This window comes from Streptomyces sp. NPDC052109, assembly GCF_040680195.1.
In the GTDB taxonomy this organism is placed as follows: Bacteria; Actinomycetota; Actinomycetes; order Streptomycetales; family Streptomycetaceae; genus Streptomyces.
The window spans coordinates 168,395-191,019 of record NZ_JBFAWF010000009.1 but is presented as its reverse complement, the minus strand read 5'-3'; the positions used below and the strand labels follow the sequence as shown (position 1 = coordinate 191,019).

At 69.3% G+C, this 22,625-nt stretch carries 23 protein-coding genes and 1 tRNA gene; 5 read left to right on the top strand and 19 right to left on the bottom strand.

What is annotated here, in order from left to right; all coding sequences use genetic code 11:
* Positions 1-5: 5 nt before the first annotated feature.
* From AB0L59_RS20555 to AB0L59_RS20540, 4 genes are all read right to left on the bottom strand, one after another.
* Positions 6-1,295, bottom strand: a complete 1,290-nt coding sequence (locus tag AB0L59_RS20555; RefSeq protein WP_365585694.1) for a homoserine dehydrogenase — start codon at positions 1,293-1,295, stop codon at positions 6-8.
* Positions 1,296-1,441: 146 nt separating this feature from the next.
* Positions 1,442-2,833 carry a diaminopimelate decarboxylase gene (lysA, locus tag AB0L59_RS20550; RefSeq protein ID WP_365585464.1) on the bottom strand — a complete coding sequence of 464 codons (1,392 nt, stop codon included), beginning with the start codon at positions 2,831-2,833 and terminating at the stop codon, positions 1,442-1,444.
* Between the two features lie 55 nt (positions 2,834-2,888).
* Complete coding sequence (gene nrtL / locus AB0L59_RS20545; RefSeq protein ID WP_365585461.1) at positions 2,889-4,541, bottom strand: ArgS-related anticodon-binding protein NrtL; 1,653 nt, start codon at positions 4,539-4,541, stop codon at positions 2,889-2,891.
* A 364-nt stretch (positions 4,542-4,905) separates the two neighbouring features.
* Positions 4,906-5,469, bottom strand: a complete 564-nt coding sequence (locus AB0L59_RS20540) for a response regulator (protein ID WP_365585691.1) — start codon at positions 5,467-5,469, stop codon at positions 4,906-4,908.
* A gap of 212 nt (positions 5,470-5,681) precedes the next feature.
* Here AB0L59_RS20540 and AB0L59_RS20535 point away from each other — a divergent pair.
* Positions 5,682-5,753 (top strand) — tRNA-Arg (locus tag AB0L59_RS20535).
* 234 nt (positions 5,754-5,987) lie between these two features.
* Positions 5,988-6,698, top strand: a complete 711-nt coding sequence (locus tag AB0L59_RS20530; protein WP_365585459.1) for a DUF4145 domain-containing protein — start codon at positions 5,988-5,990, stop codon at positions 6,696-6,698.
* 46 nt (positions 6,699-6,744) lie between these two features.
* On the opposite strand, the gene AB0L59_RS20525 is transcribed toward AB0L59_RS20530, so the two are convergent.
* The 13 genes from AB0L59_RS20525 to AB0L59_RS20465 all read right to left on the bottom strand — a co-directional run bounded on the left by AB0L59_RS20525 (position 6,745) and on the right by AB0L59_RS20465 (position 16,886).
* Positions 6,745-8,208: a tyrosine-type recombinase/integrase gene (locus AB0L59_RS20525; protein ID WP_365585457.1), complete on the bottom strand. Its 1,464-nt coding sequence runs from the start codon at positions 8,206-8,208 to the stop codon at positions 6,745-6,747.
* A complete protein-coding gene (locus AB0L59_RS20520; RefSeq protein WP_351364262.1) occupies positions 8,205-8,399 on the bottom strand; it encodes a helix-turn-helix domain-containing protein in 195 nt (64 codons plus the stop codon). The genes AB0L59_RS20525 and AB0L59_RS20520 overlap by 4 nt, the downstream gene beginning before the upstream one ends.
* The gene (locus tag AB0L59_RS20515; protein WP_365585455.1) at positions 8,396-9,553 is read right to left on the bottom strand and encodes an AAA family ATPase; all 1,158 of its coding nucleotides are present in this window, start codon (positions 9,551-9,553) and stop codon (positions 8,396-8,398) included. Before AB0L59_RS20515 ends, AB0L59_RS20520 begins: the two co-directional genes overlap by 4 nt.
* The gene (locus tag AB0L59_RS20510) at positions 9,550-10,449 is read right to left on the bottom strand and encodes a bifunctional DNA primase/polymerase (RefSeq protein ID WP_365585453.1); all 900 of its coding nucleotides are present in this window, start codon (positions 10,447-10,449) and stop codon (positions 9,550-9,552) included. The genes AB0L59_RS20515 and AB0L59_RS20510 overlap by 4 nt, the downstream gene beginning before the upstream one ends.
* A gap of 90 nt (positions 10,450-10,539) precedes the next feature.
* Positions 10,540-11,022 carry a hypothetical protein gene (locus AB0L59_RS20505; protein ID WP_365585451.1) on the bottom strand — a complete coding sequence of 161 codons (483 nt, stop codon included), beginning with the start codon at positions 11,020-11,022 and terminating at the stop codon, positions 10,540-10,542.
* Between the two features lie 3 nt (positions 11,023-11,025).
* A complete protein-coding gene (locus AB0L59_RS20500) occupies positions 11,026-11,634 on the bottom strand; it encodes a hypothetical protein (RefSeq protein WP_365585450.1) in 609 nt (202 codons plus the stop codon).
* 11 nt (positions 11,635-11,645) lie between these two features.
* Positions 11,646-11,834 carry a hypothetical protein gene (locus AB0L59_RS20495; RefSeq protein WP_365585447.1) on the bottom strand — a complete coding sequence of 63 codons (189 nt, stop codon included), beginning with the start codon at positions 11,832-11,834 and terminating at the stop codon, positions 11,646-11,648.
* A gap of 35 nt (positions 11,835-11,869) precedes the next feature.
* Positions 11,870-12,121 carry a hypothetical protein gene (locus tag AB0L59_RS20490; protein WP_365585445.1) on the bottom strand — a complete coding sequence of 84 codons (252 nt, stop codon included), beginning with the start codon at positions 12,119-12,121 and terminating at the stop codon, positions 11,870-11,872.
* Between the two features lie 140 nt (positions 12,122-12,261).
* Positions 12,262-14,493, bottom strand: a complete 2,232-nt coding sequence (locus AB0L59_RS20485; protein WP_365585442.1) for a cell division protein FtsK — start codon at positions 14,491-14,493, stop codon at positions 12,262-12,264.
* Positions 14,494-14,570: 77 nt separating this feature from the next.
* Positions 14,571-14,954, bottom strand: a complete 384-nt coding sequence (locus tag AB0L59_RS20480; RefSeq protein ID WP_365585440.1) for an RRQRL motif-containing zinc-binding protein — start codon at positions 14,952-14,954, stop codon at positions 14,571-14,573.
* A complete protein-coding gene (locus AB0L59_RS20475) occupies positions 14,954-15,604 on the bottom strand; it encodes a GGDEF domain-containing protein (protein WP_365585438.1) in 651 nt (216 codons plus the stop codon). Before AB0L59_RS20475 ends, AB0L59_RS20480 begins: the two co-directional genes overlap by 1 nt.
* Positions 15,601-16,590 carry a DUF2637 domain-containing protein gene (locus AB0L59_RS20470; protein ID WP_365585435.1) on the bottom strand — a complete coding sequence of 330 codons (990 nt, stop codon included), beginning with the start codon at positions 16,588-16,590 and terminating at the stop codon, positions 15,601-15,603. The genes AB0L59_RS20475 and AB0L59_RS20470 overlap by 4 nt, the downstream gene beginning before the upstream one ends.
* Positions 16,587-16,886: a hypothetical protein gene (locus AB0L59_RS20465; protein ID WP_365585432.1), complete on the bottom strand. Its 300-nt coding sequence runs from the start codon at positions 16,884-16,886 to the stop codon at positions 16,587-16,589. Before AB0L59_RS20465 ends, AB0L59_RS20470 begins: the two co-directional genes overlap by 4 nt.
* A gap of 163 nt (positions 16,887-17,049) precedes the next feature.
* On the opposite strand from AB0L59_RS20465, the gene AB0L59_RS20460 reads away from it, so the two are divergent.
* Positions 17,050-17,445, top strand: coding sequence for a winged helix-turn-helix domain-containing protein (locus tag AB0L59_RS20460; protein ID WP_365585430.1), 396 nt, complete (start codon positions 17,050-17,052; stop codon positions 17,443-17,445).
* A gap of 216 nt (positions 17,446-17,661) precedes the next feature.
* Here the strand turns inward: AB0L59_RS20460 and AB0L59_RS20455 are convergent, their stop codons facing one another.
* Complete coding sequence (locus AB0L59_RS20455) at positions 17,662-18,225, bottom strand: flavoprotein (RefSeq protein WP_365585428.1); 564 nt, start codon at positions 18,223-18,225, stop codon at positions 17,662-17,664.
* On the bottom strand, positions 18,222-19,457 hold the full coding sequence (locus AB0L59_RS20450; protein WP_365585425.1) for a helix-turn-helix transcriptional regulator: 1,236 nt from the start codon (positions 19,455-19,457) through the stop codon (positions 18,222-18,224). The genes AB0L59_RS20455 and AB0L59_RS20450 overlap by 4 nt, the downstream gene beginning before the upstream one ends.
* Positions 19,458-20,461: 1,004 nt before the next feature.
* Here AB0L59_RS20450 and AB0L59_RS20445 point away from each other — a divergent pair.
* Together AB0L59_RS20445 and AB0L59_RS20440 are read left to right on the top strand one after the other, a co-directional pair.
* Positions 20,462-21,700 carry an ATP-binding protein gene (locus AB0L59_RS20445; RefSeq protein WP_365585422.1) on the top strand — a complete coding sequence of 413 codons (1,239 nt, stop codon included), beginning with the start codon at positions 20,462-20,464 and terminating at the stop codon, positions 21,698-21,700.
* Positions 21,697-22,539, top strand: coding sequence for an RloB family protein (locus tag AB0L59_RS20440; protein ID WP_365585419.1), 843 nt, complete (start codon positions 21,697-21,699; stop codon positions 22,537-22,539). The genes AB0L59_RS20445 and AB0L59_RS20440 overlap by 4 nt, the downstream gene beginning before the upstream one ends.
* Positions 22,540-22,625 lie beyond the last annotated feature (86 nt).

The following is a 22,625-nucleotide window of genomic DNA, read 5'->3' as shown; positions in this document are numbered from 1 at the left end:
GCTGGTTACTCTCCTTCAACCCGCATGATGCTGGCGACACCCCGCACGGTGTCGAGCTTGCGCAGCGCCTCGACGGTCCCGGACAGGGAGGCGTCGGACGCGCGGTGGGTGACGACGACGAGGGAGGCCTCGCCGTCCTTGCCCTGCTGGCGCACCGTGTCGATCGACACCCCGTGCTCGGCGAACACGGTCGCGACCTGGGCGAGAACACCCGGTTTGTCCGCGACGTCGAGGCTGATGTGGTAGCGCGTGACGACCTCGCCCATGGGCGAGACGGGCAGGGCGGCGTACGCCGACTCACCGGGCCCCGTTGCACCGTTGAGCCGGTTGCGGCAGACGGCGACGAGGTCGCCGAGCACGGCCGAGGCGGTCGGGGAACCCCCGGCGCCGGGACCGTAGAACATCAGCTGGCCGGCGGCGTCGCTCTCCACGAAGACGGCGTTGTACGCGCCGCGCACGGAGGCGAGCGGGTGGCTCAGCGGGATCATCGCGGGATGCACGCGCGCGGTGACGGAGCCGCCGTCGGCCGCCCGCTCGCAGATGGCGAGCAGCTTGATGGTGCAGCCCATCTCCTTCGCCGAGCGGAAGTCGGCGGCGGTGACCTCGGCCATGCCCTCGCGGTAGACGTCGTCGAGGCGCACGCGCGTGTGGAACGCGATCCCGGCGAGGATGGCGGCCTTGGCGGCGGCGTCGAAGCCCTCGACGTCGGCGGTCGGATCGGCTTCCGCGTACCCGAGCGCGGTGGCCTCGTCGAGCGCCTCCTGATACCCGGCGCCCGTGGAGTCCATCTTGTCGAGGATGAAGTTGGTGGTGCCGTTGACGATCCCCAGCACCCGGTTGACCTTGTCCCCGGCGAGGGACTCGCGCAGCGGACGGATCAGCGGGATGGCACCGGCGACGGCGGCCTCGTAATAGAGGTCCCTGCCGTGCTCCTCGGCGGCCGCGTGCAGCGCGGCGCCGTCCTGGGCGAGCAGGGCCTTGTTGGCGGAGACGACGGAGGCCCCGTGCTCGAACGCGGTGGTGATGAGGCTCCGGGCGGGCTCGATCCCGCCGATGACCTCGACCACCACATCGACGTCCCCCCGTTTGACGAGGGCGGTGGCGTCGGTGGTGACCAGGCCCGGGTCGATGCCCTCACGCACCTTGGACGGCCGTCGTACGGCGACCCCCGCGAGCTCCACCGGGGCACCGATCCTCTGGGCGAGGTCGTCGGCGTGCGTCGTCATGATGCGCGCCACCTCTGAGCCGACAACCCCACAGCCCAGCAGCGCCACCTTCAGCGGACGCGTACGCATCATCCGACCTCGTTTCCCTCATACCGTCTACGGTTGGACCAGTCTCACTCACCGGACGGGAGTTTCTACCCTTCGTCCGGATCCTGAGACATGTATTTCATTTGCGCGGGGCCGGAAGACGGAGATCTTCCAGCCCGCTTCACGGGCTAGCCGACGTCGAGACGCAGGAGGTCCTCCTCCGTCTCGCGCCGGACGATCACCCGGGCCTCGCCGTCCCGCACCGCGACCACCGGCGGCCGCAGCACATGGTTGTAGTTGCTGGCCATGGACCGGCAGTACGCGCCCGTGGCCGGCACGGCGATCAGGTCGCCCGGCGCCAGGTCGGCGGGCAGGAACGCGTCCTTGACCACGATGTCCCCGCTCTCGCAGTGCTTGCCGACCACGCGGGCGAGCATGGGCTCGGCGCTGGAGCTCCGGGACACGAGGGCGACGCTGTACTCGGCGTCGTACAGGGCCGTGCGGATGTTGTCGGACATGCCGCCGTCGACGGAGACGTACGTCCGCAGTCCCTCCAGCGGCTTGACGGTTCCGACCTCGTAGAGCGTGAACGCGGTCGGCCCGACGATGGCACGCCCGGGCTCCACGGAGATCCGCGGCGTGCGCAGCCTTGCGGCCTCGCACTCCCGCCCCACGATCTCGGTCAGCGCCTTGGCGATCTCGTGCGGCTCACGCGGATCGTCGTCACTGGTGTAGGCGATGCCGAGGCCGCCCCCGAGGTCGATCTCGGGCAACTCGACACCGTGCTCGTCCCGGATGTCCTTGAGCAGCCCGACGACGCGGTGCGCGGCGACCTCGAAACCCGACATGTCGAAGATCTGCGACCCGATGTGGGAGTGGATCCCGATCAGCTCCAGCCCGTCGAGCTGCAGCGCCCGCCGCACGGCCTCCGCGGCCTGCCCGCCGGCCAGCGGAATCCCGAACTTCTGGTCTTCGTGAGCGGTGGCGATGAACTCGTGCGTGTGCGCCTCGACGCCGACGGTGATCCGGATCTGGACCTTCTGCCGCCTGCCCAGGGACTGCGCGATGTGCGCGACCCGCACGATCTCCTGGAAGGAGTCGAGCACGATCCGCCCGACCCCGGCCTCCACGGCCCGGCGGATCTCCTCCACGGACTTGTTGTTGCCGTGGAAGGCGATGCGCTCGGCGGGCATCCCGGCGGAGAGGGCGGTGGCCAGCTCGCCGCCCGAGCACACGTCGAGGTTGAGCCCCTCCTCGTTCAGCCACCGGACAACGGCCTTGGACAGGAACGCCTTCCCGGCGTAGAACACGTCGGCGCCGGCACCGAAGGCGGTACGCCACGCACGCGCGCGTGCCCGGAAGTCGGCCTCGTCGAGGATGTACGCCGGGGTGCCGTGTTCTTCGGCGAGGGTCTTCACGTCCACGCCGCCGACGGTGACGACCCCGTCGGCGCCGCGCCCGACGGTCTGGGCCCAGACCTTGTGGTCGAGGACGTTGAGGTCGGCGGGCGGTGCGGAGTAGTGCCCCTCGGGCAGGACGTCGGCGTGACGGGGCCCGGCGGGATGGGCGGAACGGCTCATGACGGTGACTCTCAGACTCTCTGTCTCTCTCCGGGGCGCATCTGCTCTGGGGCCCTCAGAGATGTTCGGGTGCGTCGATGCCGAGCAGGAACAGGCCGCCGGCCAGCACCGTCCCGGCGGCTTCGGCGAGCGCGAGCCGGGCGCGGTGGGCGGCCGAGGGTTTCTCCTCGCCACGGGGAAGCACGAAGGGCAGAAAGGGCAGCACGGCATCGGCGACGGTGACGAGATGCCGGGCAAGCCGGTCCGGGGCACGGTGGGTGGCGGCCGCGGCAAGGATGCGGGGGTGGTCGGCCAGGGGGGTGAGGAGGTCGGTGGGGGGGTGGGGCGTGGCGGGGTGGGGGCGGTCCGTGGCGGGGTGGGGGTGGTCCGCGGCCGGGTGGGGATGGGGCGTGGCGGGGTGGGGGCGGTCCGCGGCCGGGTGGGGGGTGGCTGCACTGGTGTCCGGGATGCGGTGGGGGCGGTCCGCGGCGGGGTGAGGGGTGGGACCGGTGGCCGTGGCCCGGTAGTGGGTGGCTGCACTGGTGTCCGGGGTGCGGTGGGGGGTGGCCACGCCGGTGTCCGGAATGCGGTGGGGGGCGGCCACGTCCGGGTCCGGGGTGCGGTGGGGGGCGGCCACGTCCGGGGCCGAGGTGCGGTGGGGGGCGGCCGCGCCTGTGTCCGTGACACGGTCGGTGGGGCGCGTGGCCGATGGGCTCTGGGTGGCGGGGCCGGCGTCGAACGAGCTGGTGTGGGGCGCGCCGATGCCGGTCCGGCCGGCGTCGAGCGGGCTGGTGTGGGGCGCGCCGGTCTCGACCGGGTGGCCGTTGGGCGCGCCGGTACCGGCGGGGTCGGTAGCGAGCGAGCCGGACTTGCCCGGGACGGGGCCGAGTGGGCCGGCGTTCAGGGCGCCACTGCCGAGGGGGCGGGCGTGGAGGAGGTCGGGGCCGAGGGGGTCGGGGCCCAGGGGGTCGGTGCCGATCGGGCCGGTGCCGACGGGACCGGTGTCGAGGGGGCGGGCGTCGAGCGGGCCGGGTTCGGCGGTGAAGCCCAGCCGGGCGGCGTTACGGCCGAGGGCACGGATGCGGGCGTGGGCGTACCGCACCCGGAAGAGCGGATTGCTCTCCCGCTGGACCAGGTGATCGGCGGTGATCCGGGGCCGGTCGTGCGGGGCGGGGTGCAGGAGTGCCCACTGGGAGGCGTCGGGTCCGAGCGGGGCGGGATCCTCCGGCGCGGGCACGGGCCGCAGATTGACGGGCTCGCCGTGTTCGACGGTGGCCCGCCCGCCCTGCGTGGCGACGATCCGTACGACGGCGTCGGCGATCACCTCGGCGCGGACCTCGTACGGCACGCGCAGCGCGACGACCTGCCCGGCGAGGGCGTCACCGTGTCCGTACGCGGCACCACGGGCCAGGATCTCCCGCACCAGCGCGGTGACGGGGTCGGCCTGCGCGTCGAGGGTGATGTTGAGGAACCCGGGCCCGGTGACGACGACGTCCCGAATGCCGTCGGCGCCGATGAGACGGGGCCGCAGAATCTCCGCCACCCGCAGCGGCGGCTGCCCGGCCGGCCGAGCGAGCTGCAGGGCCACATTGGTGGCGAAGTCCCCGCACCCCCCGGGCCCCGGCTCGGTCACCACGACCCGCTCGGGCACGGTCACACTCAGCTCCCCGTCATCGACGGCACAACGCACCGCGCGCAGCACGGTGCGGGACAGCTCGTCGGGGGTCACGGGACAAGCGTAGGGGAGGGAGGGGGTGGGTAGACGAAGTGGTTCTTACTGTGGGACGGAGCCCTCTGGTTCCTTGAGGGTGGGACCGTTTCTTGGGGGTGACCGTTTCTTGGGGGTGAGACCGTGGGGTGAATACGGCCGGTCCTCCGCGGTGAGCCCCCTGGCCCGGCTGCCCCTCGGTCCTGGAACGGGGGCTCTGTGAGTACGAGCCGGACCGGAGTGGACAGAGCGGGCACGGTGAGACGGACCCTGCTCCTTCCGCTGGGAGTGTGGTGAGTGTGCGGACCTGCATCGAGTTCCCACGCCCGAACCCCGAGCTCCCGCTCCGTACTCCTGGCGAGTCCCCGACCCCGGCACCTATGCCCTAGCCACCGGAGGAGATCCCACCCGGTACGCCGTCGGAGACCCCGTCGGCGACTCCGCCGTCGCCCCGTTCGCCATCGGCCCCACCCACCCCATCCGCTCCATCAGCACCCTCACCCCCATCACCATCGCCGCTGCCGCCTCGGTGTCCCCGCTCTCCCCCGTGCCCCTCTCCCCCGTCTTCGCCACTCCCGCGCTCGATCAGCTGCTTGACGACCCGTACGAGTTCGGCCGGTTCGAAGGGCTTGGCAAGGAAGGCGTCCACACCGACGTCGAGACCGGTGTCCACCTCGGACTGCGTGCACGCACTGATGATGGCGAGGGGGAGGTGATGGGTACGGGGATCGGCTCGAAGGCGGGCGGCGGTACGCAGGCCGTCCAGCCGGGGCATGACGACGTCGAGCGTCACGACATCGGGCCGCACCTGGTGCACCACATCCAGACATTCGGCACCGTCGGCCGCGGTCACGACCTCGAGCCCTTCCAGCTCGAGGTTGACCCTGATCAGCTGCCGGATGACCTTGTTGTCGTCCACAACAAGCACCCGACCGGAGGCGCCTGACACAACTCGAGAGTAGGTCCGGACCGGCCACCGCGTCCGGGTTTTCCCCACTTCCACCCCGTACAGGGGACACACCCCGCCCACGCAGTGGACACCGTTCCGCCCCGCCCGGAAGTCCGCCCTGTCCCGCCCCGGGTAAACGGATTCCTGATCACCCCGCCGGACCTGCTAGTGTTCTACCCGTCGCCGCGAGCGAAGAGCTCAGCAGCCGACACGCCCCCGTAGCTCAGGGGATAGAGCAACGGCCTCCGGAGCCGTGTGCGCAGGTTCGAATCCTGCCGGGGGCACTCGCCGAGGATCAGCAGAGATCATGCGCTGACCAGGGCGGATGCCGACAGAAGAGGGCGGGAGTCAGTCTCACTGGCTCCCGCCCTCTCTCGTTGTCTCTCAGTGGTCACGACACACCTCCGACACGCGAGCAGCCCCTGCCGGCCAGCCCGGAAGCGGCCACCACCGTCAGATACGACAGCCATGGCAGAAAAGCTGCCTGCTGACTGGCCTCATCAGGCTACGGTCCTTCTGTGACGAACCGCTTCAACAACCTAGACGGATATACCCCTATGGGGAGAAAGATCGCAGGGGAGTGCCCGCACTGTGTGCGTCATACGACTCTCGAATGCACCATGCACGCAGGGTTGGAAGGCAGTGAAGATCCCCGCGAGAAGGCTCAATACCTTAAATATGTGCTGATTCTGCGGTGCGACTGGTGCAAAAAAGAGAGCGCGTTTCTGCATCACGCGATTACGGCACCGATACCAACCACGGAAGGCACTAAGCAGAAGTTCCGCACGATTGACCTGACCCAGCTATGGCCGACTCAGATGCCACGCGAGCTACCTCCGGAAGCTCCTGACTCCGTCCGAGAGGTGTTCTCAGAAGCAGCACTTGCAGAATCGGTAGGAGCATTCCGTTTGGCTGGCATCGGATACCGAGCAGCCGTAGAGCAGATCGTCAAAGAACGAGGCGCGGCTGGTAAAAATCTCTATGAGCGCATTACCGGCTTGACGGCCCTAGGCGCTCCACAGGACATTGTGGATGCATTCCATGAAGTTCGATTCGTTGGAAATGACGCAGCGCACGATGCCCTGGCGTATTCGGCAGACGAGATCGCGGACGTTGCCGAGCTCATCAGCGAGGCAGTCTTTGTCTTATACGTGCAGCCCGCACAGCGGGCCGATATGGCTGCACAGCGAGCAGCACGGCGGGCAGCGGCAAGGCAGTCGGCGCCATAGCGGTGTAGGCCGGGCCGGCCGGTCCACACCGCTCCGCTACAACTGGCTACTCAATTACGTCGCCATCTTCCGCCAGAATCTTTGCAATCATCGCGTTGGCTACCTCCTCATGACCATCGATACAGCCGTGATAGCGGCGGTGGATTACCTCCGGCGAATTGCCGACCCTCCGGGCCACCTCAGCGATCGGAACCCCGGCGTTCAGCCACCGAGTGATGCAGGCGTGCCGCAGGTCGTACGGACGTCCGGCCAACGGTGAATCGACCCGTTCGGGAGGCAGCGCGTACTTCCGGGCTTCCTCCCAAACTCTCCAGTAGGTGGATGAGCCGACCACTCCCCCGCGTTCGTTACCGAATACGCGGCCTTCCTTGGCCGTGCCGAACTCCATCAGGTGCGCGTGAAGGAGGGCGACCAGGACGGGCGGGATGGGCACTGGCCGGTCGGTGGATGCCTCTCGCGCTTTCAAACCCCGGCGGTCGTGCCGCTCGCCGGAGTCGGTCCACTGTTTACCGGAAACGGGGCGCGTCTCCCGTAGCGTCAGCGTGCCCCAACCCGAATCGGGCAAGTGGCAGTCCGACAGTCGTAGCCCGACCGCCTCAGCGGGCCGGAGCCCCGCGTAGTACAGGACCGCATAGAAGGCCACTAGGCGCCGCCCACGGCAGCGATCCCACGAACCGACGTAGGAGACGGACGTGAGCAACTGCCGGGCCTGTACGGCGTTCACCAGGACGCGCGGGTCCACCACGTCGCTGGAGCCGACGCGCTTGCGGCGGGTTCGCTGAAGCGGGTTCTCCGGGAGCTCCCCCGTGGCAACAGCGTGTTCAAGAACGGCGTTCAGGGCCCGGCGGCGCCGCTTGTACGTGTCGCCCGCGGCCGGGGTGCCGTCCAGCTTGTAGCTGACGCGGTACAGCACCTCCTCGAACACCTCAGCGTCGGCGAGATCACCCAACGGCCGGTCGGCCGTCGTGACCCAGTCGTACGCCGCTTTGAGTTCGGCCGGCGGGTCCTCCCCCTCGTTCGCGGGCACGATGCCCCATCGGAAAGCCAACCGAAGGGATGCATCCTCGGGGGTGGCGTCCCCGTGCTTGACCATGGCGAGCGTCACGGCCGCGAGACCGTCGGCCATGCCTTCACGGGTCTTGGCCGCAGCCGTGCGCCACCGCCCGGCCACGTACTTCCGGCAGAACTCGAACCACCGCAAAGGCGGTTCGGCATCCGCTGCTTCGACGGCTTCGGCCGCCGCGCGCACCTCGGACTCAGGCAGCCCCGATTCGATCTCGAACGCTTCACCACGCCGGTTCATGGCCTGCCACAACTCTGACCGTCGGCTCTCCGCGAGAGCCAACGTGGTGAACGTGTCGCCGTGCACCTTCCCTGAGACCACCCACCGGAGGCGCCACGGGCGGGATTTACGGCCAGTCTTGGACACTTTCCACAGCTTGACGTCGAAGGAGTAGCCCGGCCGGGCCGACCCGCGAGGGCGCCCGGCAGGGGTGTCGTCGGTGCTCACGCAGCGTCCTCCCGCTCCGCAAGCCAACGCTCGTACTCCGACCGCCGGATCCGCACATCGCCGTTCGGGAGCTTGATCGAGCGGGGGCCCTTCCCTAGTTGGCGCCACCGGTAGAAGGTCGACGGGGCAACCTTCAGATCAGCGATGACCTCCTTGACGGTCATCTTCTCGTCCCGTGTACGGGCGCTCATTTCGCCATCCCTTCGGCTTCGTCCGCACTGGACAGTCCGGACAGCTCCAATTCCGACTGTCCGGGGTATTCGTGCTGGTCAGACGTGGTAACCGGACAGCCGGACAGTGCGGACACCTCTTCGGCACCCTGCGTCCGGGTTTCGGTGTCCGGGTAGTACCGGCCGCCGGCGTCCTTGCTGAGCTGTCCGGCGTCGGCCATGCGGTTGCAAGTGCGGCGGATCGTGTCGATGTCGACGTGCGGCAGCTCACCCGCCATGTCCCTCGGCTTGGCGCCGGGGTGGGCACGGACGTACCGCAGGATCGTGGCGCGGGTGTCGCTGACGGTGTGGTCGGAGACCGGGCCGTCCAACAGATGCCAGGCGCCGGAGGCGGGTTGGAAGCTGAGGGCGTACTCGGCTTCGTCCACGTCGCGGCCGGTGACGTGCAGGATGCCGTCCGCCTGCCCACGCGCACGCTTCAGCACGAGCGTGGCGTCAGCGGCTCCGGCGATGCCGTTGGTGCCGGAGACCTCGGTCAGGAAGTCTTCGGAGCTTGCCTTGCGGACGTGGTGGACGAGGACGACGGCCACGTTGTAGTGGTCGGCGAGCCGCTTGGCGTAACCGACGGCAACATAGTCAGCGTCGTATGCCGATACCCCGACTGGGGCCTGTCCGCGCATCTTGGCGAACACATCGATGACGACCATGCGTGCGTCGGGATTGCGCTCCAGCCACTGGGCGATGGCCTCGGTACCGCCCTGGGGGAAGGGCGGGCATTCGGTGACCAGGGTCAGGCCGGCGGGGGCTGGCTGTCCTCCGAGGATCTTGCCCATGCGGGTCTGGAGACGGCGCGGGGTGTCTTCCAGAGCAAGGTAGAGCACCGGGCCGCCCTGGACGGGCACGGAGTCGAACGCCTTGCCGCCGGCCGCGACCGACAGGCCCAGTCCGAGGGAGAGCCAGGACTTGCCGACCTTGGGCGGTCCGGCGAGCACGTTGACGCCTTCGGCGAGGATGCCGGGCACGGCCCATTTCGGCTCGGGGAAGTGTGCGGCCATGAGCTGATCGGCCGTCCATGCAGTCCGCGGGCGCTCCCTCTTCGGCGGCGCCGTGGGGGCCGTCTCGGGGTCGCCGGGCACGGAGTACAGGTGCAGGGGCGGGATGGGGTTGGCGCTCATGCTGCGACCGTCCGGGGGCGCCGCGCTCCGGCTCGGAGGCCGGAGGTGATGGTCCGCCGTGCCTCGCCCTCGCCCTGGCCGACTTGGAGCGCGGCCGTCAGAAGCCAGCCGGTGACGTCGGCTTCACTCAGCTCGCCCCCGGCAACGAGCTGCCCGAGGGCGACCGCGGCGATGTAGAGCGCGTTGTTGTGCTCGTGCGGGCCGGAGCCGGTGACCCGCTGCACCTCCCCGTTGATCGCGGAGCGGAGAAAGGCGGTTCGCCGTCCCCGGCCGGTGAGGGCGACCATGATGGGCGTCTGCGGAGGCAACGGGGCCGGGCGCAGGAGTTCAGCGAGCCAGCCCGGCAGGGCCGCAACGGGAGCGTTCCGGATGACCTCGTACGGGCGCCCTTCGAAGGTGCTGCCGGCGCCGACCACGAGTCCGCCCCACGCGCGGGTGTCGACCTTCCAGCCCAGTCCACGGGAGCTGTCCCCCGCGGTGTTGCGCAGGAGCTCGCCCTCGGGCGCGAGGAAGTACAGGTGGGTGCCGCCGCTCCAGGTTCGGACCGTGTAGGTGTCGGCGGGGAAGGGCTGGCCGTGGCGCTCGCAGAGCACGGCGAGCACGTCGGCGCCGTCGGTGACGCCGTGCTCGGCCCAGGCGGCCGGCGGGGTGTCGCCGGGGTGCTTGGGCTTGTCCAGGTCGATGGCGACCAGGCCGGAGGGGCCGGTGGCGATGCCGACGTTGAAGGCCGCGACGGACCACGCGCGGGTGATGCGGTCCGGGTCGGTGGTCGCGCGGGTCTCCCAGTCGGAGACGGCCGGGCGCTTGTCGCCGGGGATGAGGGGGAAGACGCGCCAGTCACGCGACGCTGCGTCAAGCGCGGCGGTGAGCTGGGCAGAGCCGTCCGTGTGCGGCATCCTGGAGGTTCTCCTGTTCTGTCTACGGATGGGCAGGGAGAACCGCGGCGGCGGGCGACCTTGCTGGGGAGTCCCGCCGCCGCGGCGTTTCTACTGGTTCTTGGCCCAAGCGGCGTACTGCTGGCGGACGTAGTAGCGCGGGGCGCAGATGATGGCCGTGCCGTCTAGCTCCATCAGCCGGTGCGCGGCTCGGGTGGCGAGGTCGGCGGCATCGTTGGTGACGCTGTCGGCTTCGTCGCTCAGCGCGATCCGGTCCAACAGAGCGGCCTTGCGGAGCCAGAACTCACGGTTCAGCCCGTCGTAGAACGGCCTATCGGCCGCGGTCCGGGCGGTCCATCCGATTTCGCTGATGATGCTCGGGGCGAGCGCGTACGCCTCTTCCGGGGCGGGCCAGTAGGAGGCGGAGAGCGACGGCTCGGGGGCAGGCCGGTGGTCGGCGGTGACGTACAGCCGGGCGCTCTTGCCGTCGTGGGTGGGGTGCTGGCGTGCCGGGCCGGTGTCGAAGGCGGCGGCCAGAGCACGGCTGACGCGGTCCGTGTCGGCCGGGTCGCAGATGACGCGGATCTCGAACATGGGTCAGTGCTCCTTGCTGGTGCTGGCGGAGGGGAGTTCGGGCAGCCCGGCGGCTTCCAGGGCCTTGAAGTCGAAGCCAGGCAGGGCGGCGCGGGTGATGAGGGCTTGGGCGAGCTGTTCGGCGTAGGCGGCGCCGGTGCGGGCCACCTCGATCTGTGCTCCGGCGCGTAGGGCTTCGACGCGCTCGATGTGGGCGTGTTCCTCGCGCCGGGCGCTGGTCTGCCGCTCGTGGGTGATGCGTTCGCGGCGGTCGGTGCGCCAGTACCGTGCGACGAGTCCGTAGGCGATGGCGGTGGCGAGCGCCCACAGCAGGAGCGGCAGGGACAGCCCGTCGGCGTATCCGGCGACTGCGGCGAAGCCGAGTCCTCCGGAGGCGGCGAACGCGGTTCCGGCGATGACGCTGTCTCCGGCGCGGCCGATGCTCGCGCACACGCCGGCCGCTGCGGCGGCGAGGGACAGCGCGGTCATGAGCACGGCGTTGCCGACGGAGTGTTCGGCGCCGTTGGCGTTCCAGACGCGAGCCAGGATCAGCACGGTGGATGTGGCGAGGGCGGGTGCCGCCTTGGGCACGATGACGGCGAGCCAGTGTGGGGCGATGATCTGTTCGTTCATGACTGGGCTCCTCATGGGTGTGGGATGGCGTTGATGACGGCGTCGGCGAGCTGGTTGATGGGGCCGGCGGCGCCGGTGGAGGCGAGGAAGAAGCCGAACCCGGCGGCGGTGAAGGCCGCGCCGTAGCCGAGGGAGTTGGAGCGCAGCAGGAAGAAGAGGACGAGTCCGAACAGGGCCACGAGGGAGACGGTGACGGCCACGGGCGGTACCTCCTTGGGGTGGCGTGGGTGGGTGGTCAGTGGGTGCCTTCGCGGTAGATCCGCTGGGCGCGGTTGAAGAGCCAGCGCCCGGCGCGTATGCGCTTGCCGGTGGCCTTGCAGCGGCGGCAGCTCTTGCCGCGCTTGGGCCGTCCCTTGCGGTCGGTTTCCATGGCGAAGCCGAAGCCGTTGCACTTGCGGCAGGTGCCGAACGGGCTGCCCGCACACAGCACGCCGTAACCGAGCGTGACGGCGAACAGGCAGGCGATAGCAAGGGCGATGATGGTCATGAGCGGCCCTTCCGGGTAGTGTCCGGGGGTTTTCGCAGGTGGGGTGCTATGCACTAGATCGCAGATCAGGTGCTATGAGGGGTGCTAGCGGGGGTGCTACCGGTAGCAGGGCGAGGTGCTACCGGTAGCACCGTTCAGGGCTAGGCGGCACCCCGCTTTTCGTCACGCTCTGCAATCGCCTTGGTGAGGTCGGTGCGGGTGATGCCGCGGCGGGTGGTGCGGGTGCCGTCGTCGGTCGTTCCGGCCACGTCGCGGGTCTTGATGCCGTGCGGCTTGAGCGCGCTGGTGACGTTCTCGCCCTTCCAGCCGCCGTATACCTCCGGCCGCAGCTCGGCCAGCCGGGCGGCGATCCGCTCGTTCCAGACCCGCTCTTCCGAGGGCGGCACGACCGCGGCGACGTCGGCGAGCAGGTCGTAGGACGGGCCGGTCACGGCCTCGGGGTCCTCTCCGAGTGCGTGGCCGGACAGGGTTCCCTCGGCCTTGCGCAGGGCGTAGGCGCGCTGGGCGATGGCGTTGGTGGCCGGGTCGTCCAGGTAGGCGGTGCGCACCACGACCGGGAGCGCGGTCGCGCCGGCGAGGTAGCCGTTACCGGCGTCGATCTCCGGGCGGAAGGACGTGGCGCGCACGCCGTTCTTGTAGGCGGAGGTGCCGAGGATCATGTCGTTCTCGACCTGTCCGGCGACCTTGAGGGCGAAGCGGATGGACACGTTGCCGCTGATCCCGGTCGGGAGTGAGTCCTTGTCGGGGCGCTGCGTGGCCAGGATGAGGATCACGCCCAGGGCTCGGCCGAGCTTGATGATGAACTCGGCGTCGTCACCTGCCTGTTTGCCGTACTTGGGGTGGCCGAACAGGTTCTGGCACTCATCGAACACCCCGACCAGCGGCCACAGCTTGAGCGAGCGCTTGTCGGCGATGGCGCGGGTGATGCGCTTGTCCGGGCACAGGTCCCGCGGCAGCTTCTTGATCGCAGCCGCGCGGCGCATGACTTCCTCGCGCAGCAGCTTCAGGGAGTCGGCCGCGTACTTGATCGAGTCGTCGTCGATGCCGGAGACGAACCGGTGGCTGACGCATTCGAGGGAGTCCAGGTCGCCGGTGCCCTTGTTCTCGTGCAGCCACAGTTCCACGGACGGGTCCATGGCGGCGCCGCAGGCCAGCACGCGCACGGAGGCGGTCTTGCCCTGGCCGGGCAGCGAGCCGATCAGGATGTTGTGCTGGATCATCGGCACGGACTGAGCCCGGCCGCGCGGGTCGATGCCGAACGGGATCCGCTTGAAGATGTCGTGCTTGCGGGCGTTGGCGAGCGGCCACTTGACGATGCCGGTCTTGGACAGGTCCCGGTCCCCCACCCAGAGGATGAGGCGCCCCTCGTGCTCGCTGGGGTCGGCGTCGGGCCACACGCAGCCGAGCGGGCGGCGCAGGCCGGAGGCGAGCCGGGCGCGCCGGTCGGCCACGTCGGCGACCGTGACGCCCAAGGGCAGGTCGATGTCCGCGCGCCAGCCGGGCCCCTCGCGGGTGATCGGGGCGACGAACTTAATGCCGTCCTGGCCCTTGGCGACCGCGGACGTGATCTGGCCGATGCCGATGGACGCCATGGCCTTGACCACGATGTCGCTGGTCAGCTTCTGCACCTCGGTCTTGATGACCGCGCGGGTGGCCAGCGGCGCATCCGCCGGCGCGCCCAGCCAGCCCAGCATCAGCAGGGTGATCGTGGCGGCGATGACCTTCGTGCTCTGCTCGGCACCGTAGACCAGGAACAGGCCCATGCCCAGGGCGACCAGCGCTCCGAGGATGGTCAGGATCATCCGTAGCCGTACCCGGCGGTCACGCTGCCGGGACAGCTTCAGGTACAGCTCGGAGTTCTCCCGGCGCGCCTCGGCCTGCCGCAGCGGCTCGCCCTCCGCGTCCACCGCCCATCGGCCGATCCTGGTCAGGGTGTTGGCCAGGCCGCGCGGCGAGCGCCAGATGAGCTTGGGCACGTACAGGAACGGCACGCGGATCGCGTGGAAGGCGATGGTGTGCCAGACGTGCCCGGCCAGCCACCGCATCGCCTCGGCGAACTCCGGGCCCGACTTCACCCACGCCGGGAGGACGTCGAGCCGCTTGGAGCCGCGGATGCGGTCGATCAGACCGGGGCCCGACTGTGCCGGGGCCGGACGGTCGACCAGCGTCGGGCCGGAGTCGTCCGACCCTGCCTCGCTCGGGTCGGCCGACCGGTCGGCCCCGGAATCGGGCGACGCGTCGGGCGTGCGGTCGGCCGACTCGGTGCGAGCCGACCGGGCCTTGTCCAGGTCGACCACGTGCCCGTCGGAGTCGGCGGCCATCTCGGCTTCCAGCCGGTTGAAGAGTTCGTTGTCGTCATCGGGGTGTTTCACTGAAGGTTCCTTCTCTCGGGAGGGATGGCGGGGCCCGGCCGCTGCTTTGGTCGGTTTGAGACCGGGCCCCGTACAGGTCAGGCGGTGCACTGTTCCTCGGGGTAGGTGCAGAGGACGCACACCCCGAGTGAGGTCGGGATGCAGTAGCTGTAGGTGATCCGGCACTTGGGGCAGGTGCGGCGGGCGAGCATCGCCAGAGCGAGCGCACCCCATTTGCGTGAGGTCATCGGCTGCACCGGCCTCGCGCAGTCGACGCGGTAGAGGTAGGCGACCTGGTAGCCGCACTTGCGACCGCGGTGGCGGCGCATCACCTGAGCCGCCACCGGCTGCCCGCCCGGCCGCAGCCCGGCTGCCCGCAGCTGACGGCGGGTGGCGTAGCCGTCCGGGGCGAACCGCCACGGGTACGTGGGGACCCCGAACCGGGCGCCGGACGGGTCGAAGCACTTGCCGTAGGCGGACATCAGGCAGCCACCCCCACGACCGGAGCATCGGCCCGGGTCCCGGCGCGGCCAGCGCGCCGCCCGGTGACCGTGGCGAACAACCGCCCCAGCCCCGCCCGGCGGGCCCCGGCGCGCGCCTGCTTGGCCGCGTACATCGCCTCATCGGCCCGCCGCAGCAGAGCGGACAGGTCCTCGCCGGGGAAATCCGCGGCGCGCACCCAGCCGAGAGAGACTGTGGTGTGTACCGCCGGGTCCTGGTCATCGATCGGGCGAGCCAGCACCCCGTGCAGCACGGCGAGCAGATCACCAGCGGTGCCGCGGTCATCGATCAGGACGGCGGCGAACTCATCGCCCCCGAGCCGCCCGGCCACCCCGGAACCGCCGACGTGGTGGGCGAGCCGGGCCGCGGTCGCCTTCAGCAGCGCATCTCCGGCCGCATGGCCGAAGGTGTCGTTGATCTGCTTGAAGCGGTCCACATCCGCCAGCACCACGACCGCTCGCGGGTCCCGCAGCAGAGCGGTAGCGCGACGAGTGAACGCCTCCCGTGTCCGCAGCCCGGTCAGCGGGTCACGGCGGGCGACGTTCAGGCGCCGCCGCAACCACAACGTGTGGACCGTCCAGCCGGAGGCGACCGGAGCCGCCGCAGCCAGCATGCTCAGCCAGGTGTTCATGCCGCAGTCCCCTCGGTCTCCTCGCCGCCGTCGACGGAGTGCAGGCGTCGCCCTTCGGCCCGCTCACCGAGCAGCAGGTCACGCAGCACACGGGAGTTGGCCGCGGAGCAGTGCAGCGTGGTCCGGATCGCTTCCGCGTTGATCGCGTCATCGGACCAGTCGGCCGTGGCCTCACGCGCCTCGGCGAGCAGCTCCGCCGGAGTCCGCGGCGCCTTGGCAGTCTTGGTCTTGCCCTTGGCGCCGGCCGGGCGCTTGCGCGGCGGCTTGGGCGCCTCCGGCTTCGGCTCCGCTGTCTTCTGCGGCGGCACCGGCAGGTTTTCGCTCGCCGGGGCCAGCTCCCCCAGCCTCAGCAGCACGCGTTCCGGGCGCGGGGTCTTCGACCGCCACCGCCGGCCGTGCCGCTCCCGCAGCCGGGCGCGGGCCAACTGCCGCTCTCGTTCCCGCTTCAGCGCCTCGGAGTACGACGTGATCTCCCACAGCGTCATCCGCCGCCACAGGGCGAAGGTCGACAGCGGGGCGAGCATCCAGCGCGAGAACCGCACCTTCTCCATCCGGCGGCCGGTGGCGGCACCGATCCGTACGGCGTAGATGTGGGCGCCGATCTCGGAGAAGACCACCCACAGCAGGGGCATCGTGCCGTGCGCGACCTTGGCCCACAGCGAGAGCCCGGCGGCGACGTTCAGCCCGCACGTGACCAGCGTCAGCGCCCAGGGCACGAACCGCACCCACGCCAACGCCATGTCCATCCGAATGAGCAGCAGGTTGGCAACGGTGAACACCGGAATGGCCACGTCGATACCGACCGGCAGCATCCACGGCTCGCCGAAGCCCCACCGGGCAGCAGCAGACGAGACAGCGTCGAGCGATGCGATCAGCCCCAGGGCGCCGACACCGGCCGCGGCTAACGCGCCCAGTCCGGCAAGACCGATCTCCGGCTTCGTCAGCGGCGGCACTGCGGGCCGTGCCGTCTCGGTTGCGGTCGTCATGCCGCCGCCCCGTTCCGGGAGGACCGGCGGTGCCTCGCCGGCCGCGCCAGCGGGACGATGTTGAACAGGTCCGGGGCGTGCGCCTCGATCACCTCGGCGGCGATACGGGCCACGTCGTCCGGCAGGCTGCGGTACTCGGGGTCAGCGAGGATGTCGCGCGCCGCGTCTAGGCGGGCCGCGCGCTCCATCTCGGTTTCGCCCTCAACCCCGAGCCACAGCTCAACCGGGGTACCAAGGGCCAGTTCCACGAAGTCTTCAGCGGAGACAGCCTGTTGACGGCCGATGTACGTGCGCATGGTGCTCTCCTGAGTCGAAGGAGCAGGGAGAACCGCGGCGGTGAGCGACCTTGCTGGGGAGTCCCAGCGCCGCGCGATTTCAGATTGACCTAGGTCAATCTAGCTGTCAAGGAGGGCGACGGGAGAAAAAGAGATTGACCTAGGTCCAGCTACTCTCGAAGCCATGGAGCAGAGCCCAGAAGCGCCGAAGCAGACGCCCACGGCCAAAGAGATCGCCGCCGACTTCCGCGCGAAGATCACCGGTCCGAACCGCTCGTACGAACCGGGCGAGCAGCTGCCCGCGGCTCGCAGACTCGCCAAAGAACTCGGCGTGCAGCTCATGACCGTGCAGAGCGCATACGGGCAGCTCCGCGACGAGGGGCTCGTGCTTACCCAGCAAGGCCGCGGAACCTTCGTCCGCGACCCGTCGGTACCGCTCGGCACCGAGCCGGGCAGTAGCCCCGCGTTCACTGCGCTCTCCGCTGAGCTCAGCGCGATTCACGAAGCGCTTCATACGCTCGGCGAGCGGCTTGATCGTCTTGAACGCCTCGTCGGCAACGAGACTCCACCCGCTCCGTGAGCCTGTCCGCGCGCCTCAGTAGTCGTTCGGCCGTGACGCGCGCCTCGTCCATGCTCACTTTGATCGCGGCAAGTTCGGCAGAGGTTAGGCCTCCCGACTCGCCGCTTCGCTCATTGATCCCTGACATGCCAATGAGCATGCAGCCGGAAACAGCAGAGGACCCGGACAGACTGTCCGGGTCCTCTTTCCTTGCAGATCAGGCCTGTTGACGACCCATCATTGGATGGCTCCGTCCACGGCGTCCAGCACTGCAGTCCACGGAAGTTCACGACCGGCCGGCGCATCCCTCGGCTCGTACAGCGGCCAGACATCCGGGCCGTAGACCAGATGCACCCCTCCCGCCCTGAGAGCGTCAATGTGGCCTTGCCATGCGGGGTGGCGAGCGTGCGCCGCGTTCACCCGCGGGAAGACCACGACGGGGAGACCGAGAGTCCCGATGGCCTCGCCAACCTGCGTCAGCGCCTGGTTGTCCATCAGGCCGGTAGCCAGCTTGGCGACCATGTTGGCGGACGCGGGGGCGACCACGTAGCAGTCAACCGGCGGATGTGGCCGAGCCTCGCCGGGAAGGCGCGGCTCATCGCGCACGGGCAGGCCCGTCAGCTTCTCCAACCGCTCACGCTCGCCGCTCGTGCGCAGCCACTGACCTGCGATTGGCGTAAGCGTGACGGCCACCCGCCATCCGCGGCCCATGGCGGGCTCTACGAGACCGGTGCGCAACGCTTCTACGCCGCCGGCCGCCGAGCCGACGACTCCCAGAACCCCACGATTGCCTGAACTCACTGCACCGCCCTGCACCGCTGAGCCATCGCGAACACATCCGACGAACGCGAGCCACCTGTCACTGGGGACTGCTTGATCAGATCTCGCAGCGTCTCGCGCACCCTCGGATTGTTGCGTACGAGCTGCGGCGACGTGCGTTCGGCGGTACGCAGCTCTGCGAAAGCATCATCACCTTGCCCAGCGAGCGACAGGGCACGGGCGAAGTCGATACGGTGCGAGACGCTGCGTTCCTGCGGCATGTGGTCGACGTTGATCCGACCGCGCTCCACCACATACGAGACGTTGTCGAGGTCCAGCTCGATGGACAGTCGGTGGAGCAGCACGTTCGTCGGCCCGAAGCCGGTCTGCCAGTAGTTCTCATCCGAGCCGACATCCTCCGCGAGCTCCTCGGCACGGTTCAGCAGTGCCGTGGCGGTGGGCCGGTCCTGATGACGCGCCGCCGCAACGGCTGCACGCAGGTGGATCATTCCCAGCAGGCTGAGTGCCGCCGGGTTGTGATCAGTTACCTGAGACGACAGCCAGGCTGCGGCCGTGTTGCCCAGTTCGAGGGCATCGTCATAGCGCCCGTTGGCCAGCAGCGCGTGCGTACCCGAACGTGCGGCGGAGGCCAGCACGAGCGGGTCGTCCGACTCGTCAGCGGCTCGCATCGCACGCTCGGCAGCGAGCCACGAGATGTCCGACTCACCGATCTTGGCGAGTGTCGTAGCCGCAAGGTGGTGCGTCCGGGCCGACACTGCCCAGCAGTCGCCACGGTCATCGCCGCGACGCGCCGCTCGTTCCTCCAGCTCCTGAGCCGTCTGAAGCAGGGCTGGCAGCGCAGCGATGACGCTGCCAAGCCGGCCGCCCTGATAGTCGTTCCACGCATGCTCCACGCGCACGGCCATAGGAACAGGCGTCGGAAGCTGAGCCTCAGCGTCCGGCCCGAAGAGGAGACGGGACAGCCGACGCGGGCTCATGAGGGCGTCGCGCACGGCGGGGACGTCGTCCTGTTGCCGCTCGTCTTCCACGAGAACCGTCTGTCCGAGCAGGTCTCCGAGGGGCACGCGCAGGATGCGCGACAGCTCCGCGAGCATGTCGATGCGGGGCGGTTTCCTGCGACCGGTCTCGATCTTCGCCAGCCAGTCAGTGCTCCGACCGACCAGGCCGGCCAGCACCTCTTGCGTGTAGCCGCGGCGCTTCCGATAGAACGCGATGCGCTCGCCGATGCTGAGGTGATCTCCAAGACCACGCATGGGGTGTTGCCTCCCGCTGCTGAGTAGGGGCGTCATTCACGGTACCGACGTGGCGGAGAACGGGTAAGCGGGCTTAGCTCGTCCGCCATGACCAGCATGTGGCGCTGAAGAGGAGGGGACCCGGACGGATTGTCCGGGTCCGAAGGAACCTCCTGCTTCAGGTGTCCGGACTGTCCGGCTGTCCGCTTAAACCCCTCACCTGCACAAACGCGCCGGACAGCTCAAAGTGCAGGTGTCCGGGCTGTCCAGTCCTAGACGGCTGTAACACCCTCGGGGTGTTACAGCCTGTCTGCGAAGCCGACCTCTCAATGGGCGCAGGAGCCGAAGGCGGCTTCCGATCTACTCTGCGTCATGAGAGGTAACAGCAGGGCGCGGAGCTCTCCCTGCCTCATCAAGACGACCCTGGGCAAGGCGGTACGGCTCCGCAATGAGGTGCGCCGGCAGCTTCAGACTCTGGAAGTACTGACCAGGTCGATCATGGCCTGAGTCTCCGGCTGCAGGCCCCGCTACGTCCTCGACCATCTTTTCGACGTCACGATCACCGTCGGCCCGGCGGGGTCATCGCCCTCACGGCGATCAACCTCCGCTGGTGCAGCGCGGCCCCTAGCGGCCGGAGACGCACACGGCGCAGCTCCACGCCCGCAGGGGGGAGATGCACGTGACTGCGGGCCTGAGCGGCTACACGCTTCAGGTTTCGCTCGCGGGCAGGCGATCACACTGTACGAATCGTATAGGGGGCGACTATTGCGGCTACGGAGCCAGCCACGGCGATGGCCTGAACAGAGCGGGAGGCCAGCTTCAGACAAGAAGTCCGCACTGGCCACCGATCAGCCGCCGTCATAGGCTTCATGTGCGGATCGTCCGCAGAGGTTCAGGTACGAGACGGGGCCGCCTCCCCGTCCTACGGGAGGTCGAGAGTGCTCCTCCGCTTTCGGGTGGCCAATCACCGCTCGATTCGTGATGAGTGCGAGCTGTCGTTGGTCGGTGCCTCAGCGGGTGACAGCGTGGCGCGCGCGACGCTGCTGCGCGACCAGGACCAGAAGGTGTCGGTCCTTCCTGTAATCGGCATCTTCGGTGCGAACGCGTCAGGCAAGACGAACCTCCTTAGGGCTTTGTTCGACATGCGAGACGCCGTACGCACGTCGTTCGCAGAGTGGGCGACCCAGTCAGGGGTGCCACGTCAGCCGTTCAAGCTGGACCCGGCCGCCGCGGACGAGACGACGCTCTACGAGGTCGACCTGATGCTCGGCGCGAGCCCGGTCCGCTACACCTACGGCTTCGAGCTCTCGGACGAGCGGGTGGAGGCGGAATGGTTGCACGCCTACCCTGAGGGCCAGCGCGTCGTCTGGTTCGACCGCGAGGCTGACCGTCCCGAGTCTGAGGGCGGTGAGTTCCTCTTCCCCAGCTCCAACCACGACTCCGGCCCCGGTGCAGGCACCGGATTCCGGGGGCAGCGGAGCGTACTCGTGCCCGTCACCCGCCCCGACGCCCTCTTCCTGTCCACGGGCGCCACCCTCAATGACCCTCAACTGGCTGCCCTGCACAGATGGTTCATCAACAACCTGTGGCTGATGACCCCCGGTCGGGATGTCAAGGCCAGAAGCGACTGGACGCAGCGTCTGCTGGCAGACCCGAAGCGCGGCAAGGACTACCGGGAGTGGCTCGTCGAACTCCTCTCCATCGCCGACCTGGGCATCAGTGGCATCGACATCGACCGCAAGACCGGCGAGATCGCCCTGCGCCACCGCAGCTCGGACGGCAGCGATATTGCCCTCGACTTCGTCGGTGAGGAGTCGCTCGGTACCCACTCATGGTTCGCTTTCCTCGGCCCGATGCTCTCCGTCCTCGACGCCGGCACGGCCCTCCTGGTGGATGAGCTCGACTCCAGTCTCCACCCCACACTGGCCGCCGAAGTCGTACGGCTCTTCCAAGACCCCAAGTCCAATCCACGCGGTGCGCAGCTGCTCTTCACCACCCACGACGCGACACTGCTCGGCAGCGCGGTCCTGGACCGCCCGCTCGCCCGCGAGCAAGTTTGGATCACCGCGAAGAAGGCATCGGGCGAGACCGAGCTGTATCCGCTCGCAGCGGCCGGGCCGGGCGACGACGAGGACTTGGAACGCGGATACCTGCGTGGCCGATACGGCGGTTCGCCACGGGTCAGCGTGGGCGAGATCGCCCGTGCCCTGACCTGGCGGGAGAAGGAACGGGAACGCGAGCGGGAGGCGAAGGCGTCAGCGTGAGCAGGCGGGGCGGACGAGAGCAGGCGTCGGGCGGCCACGAGCACGAAGCGGCACCAAGGAAGCGGAAGAGGCGCAGAGGAGGCAACGAGGAACGGCCGCTGGCACCCGCCCAGTGGGCCGAGTACAAGCAGGAGCGAATCCTCTACGTGGGCTGTGAGGGCGAGTCGACCGAGCCGGACTACCTGGATTACCTGGTCAAGCGGTTCGGATCCGGCGAGCGGACGGGGCAGCCTTTCCGGATCGTCCCTGTCTACAAGGCGAACGGTCTGCTGCCCGAGCAGGTAGTGGAAGCCGTGCACCGGTACGCCGCGACGGACGAGACCTGGGCACTCTTCGACCGCGACGAGCACACGCGGATTCCGCAGGCTGTGGAAGATGCCGCGGCCGACGGCACGGAGCTTTGCTTCTCTCACCCGTCCTTCGACCTGTGGCTGCTCCTGCACTTCCAGGCGTTCGGCGGACAGCAGAGCGGCAAGAGCACGAATGTCGTGGACAAGCTCCGGAAGGCCAATCCGGCCTTCAAGCATTTCGACAAGGGGAACGACAAGAGTGTCCAGGGGCCGCGTCGCAAAGCGTTGGAGGGCAGAACCAAGGCCGCCATCGCGCACGCCAAGAGCCTCGTCTCCCAGTGCGAGCACGGGGCGTGCAAAGCCAGCCAGCATAAGGCCGTCCCCGTAGACCGCACCAGCCCTCACAAGTCCGACCACCTGCCCCAGTCGCCCCGAAAGTGGTCCGCCCGCTCCGGCCATGCTCTGGACTGCAAGGTCCTGGACCGGGACCCGTCCACCGATGTGTGGCGCCTTCTCGCCAGCCTCGGCATCGAGCACGACGACGACTGACGCGGGTTCTCGAGATCAAGTACTCCGGGCGGTTTCCGCCCGGAGCCGCCGGGCGTCTACGCTGCCCTGGCACTTCTCACTCACTT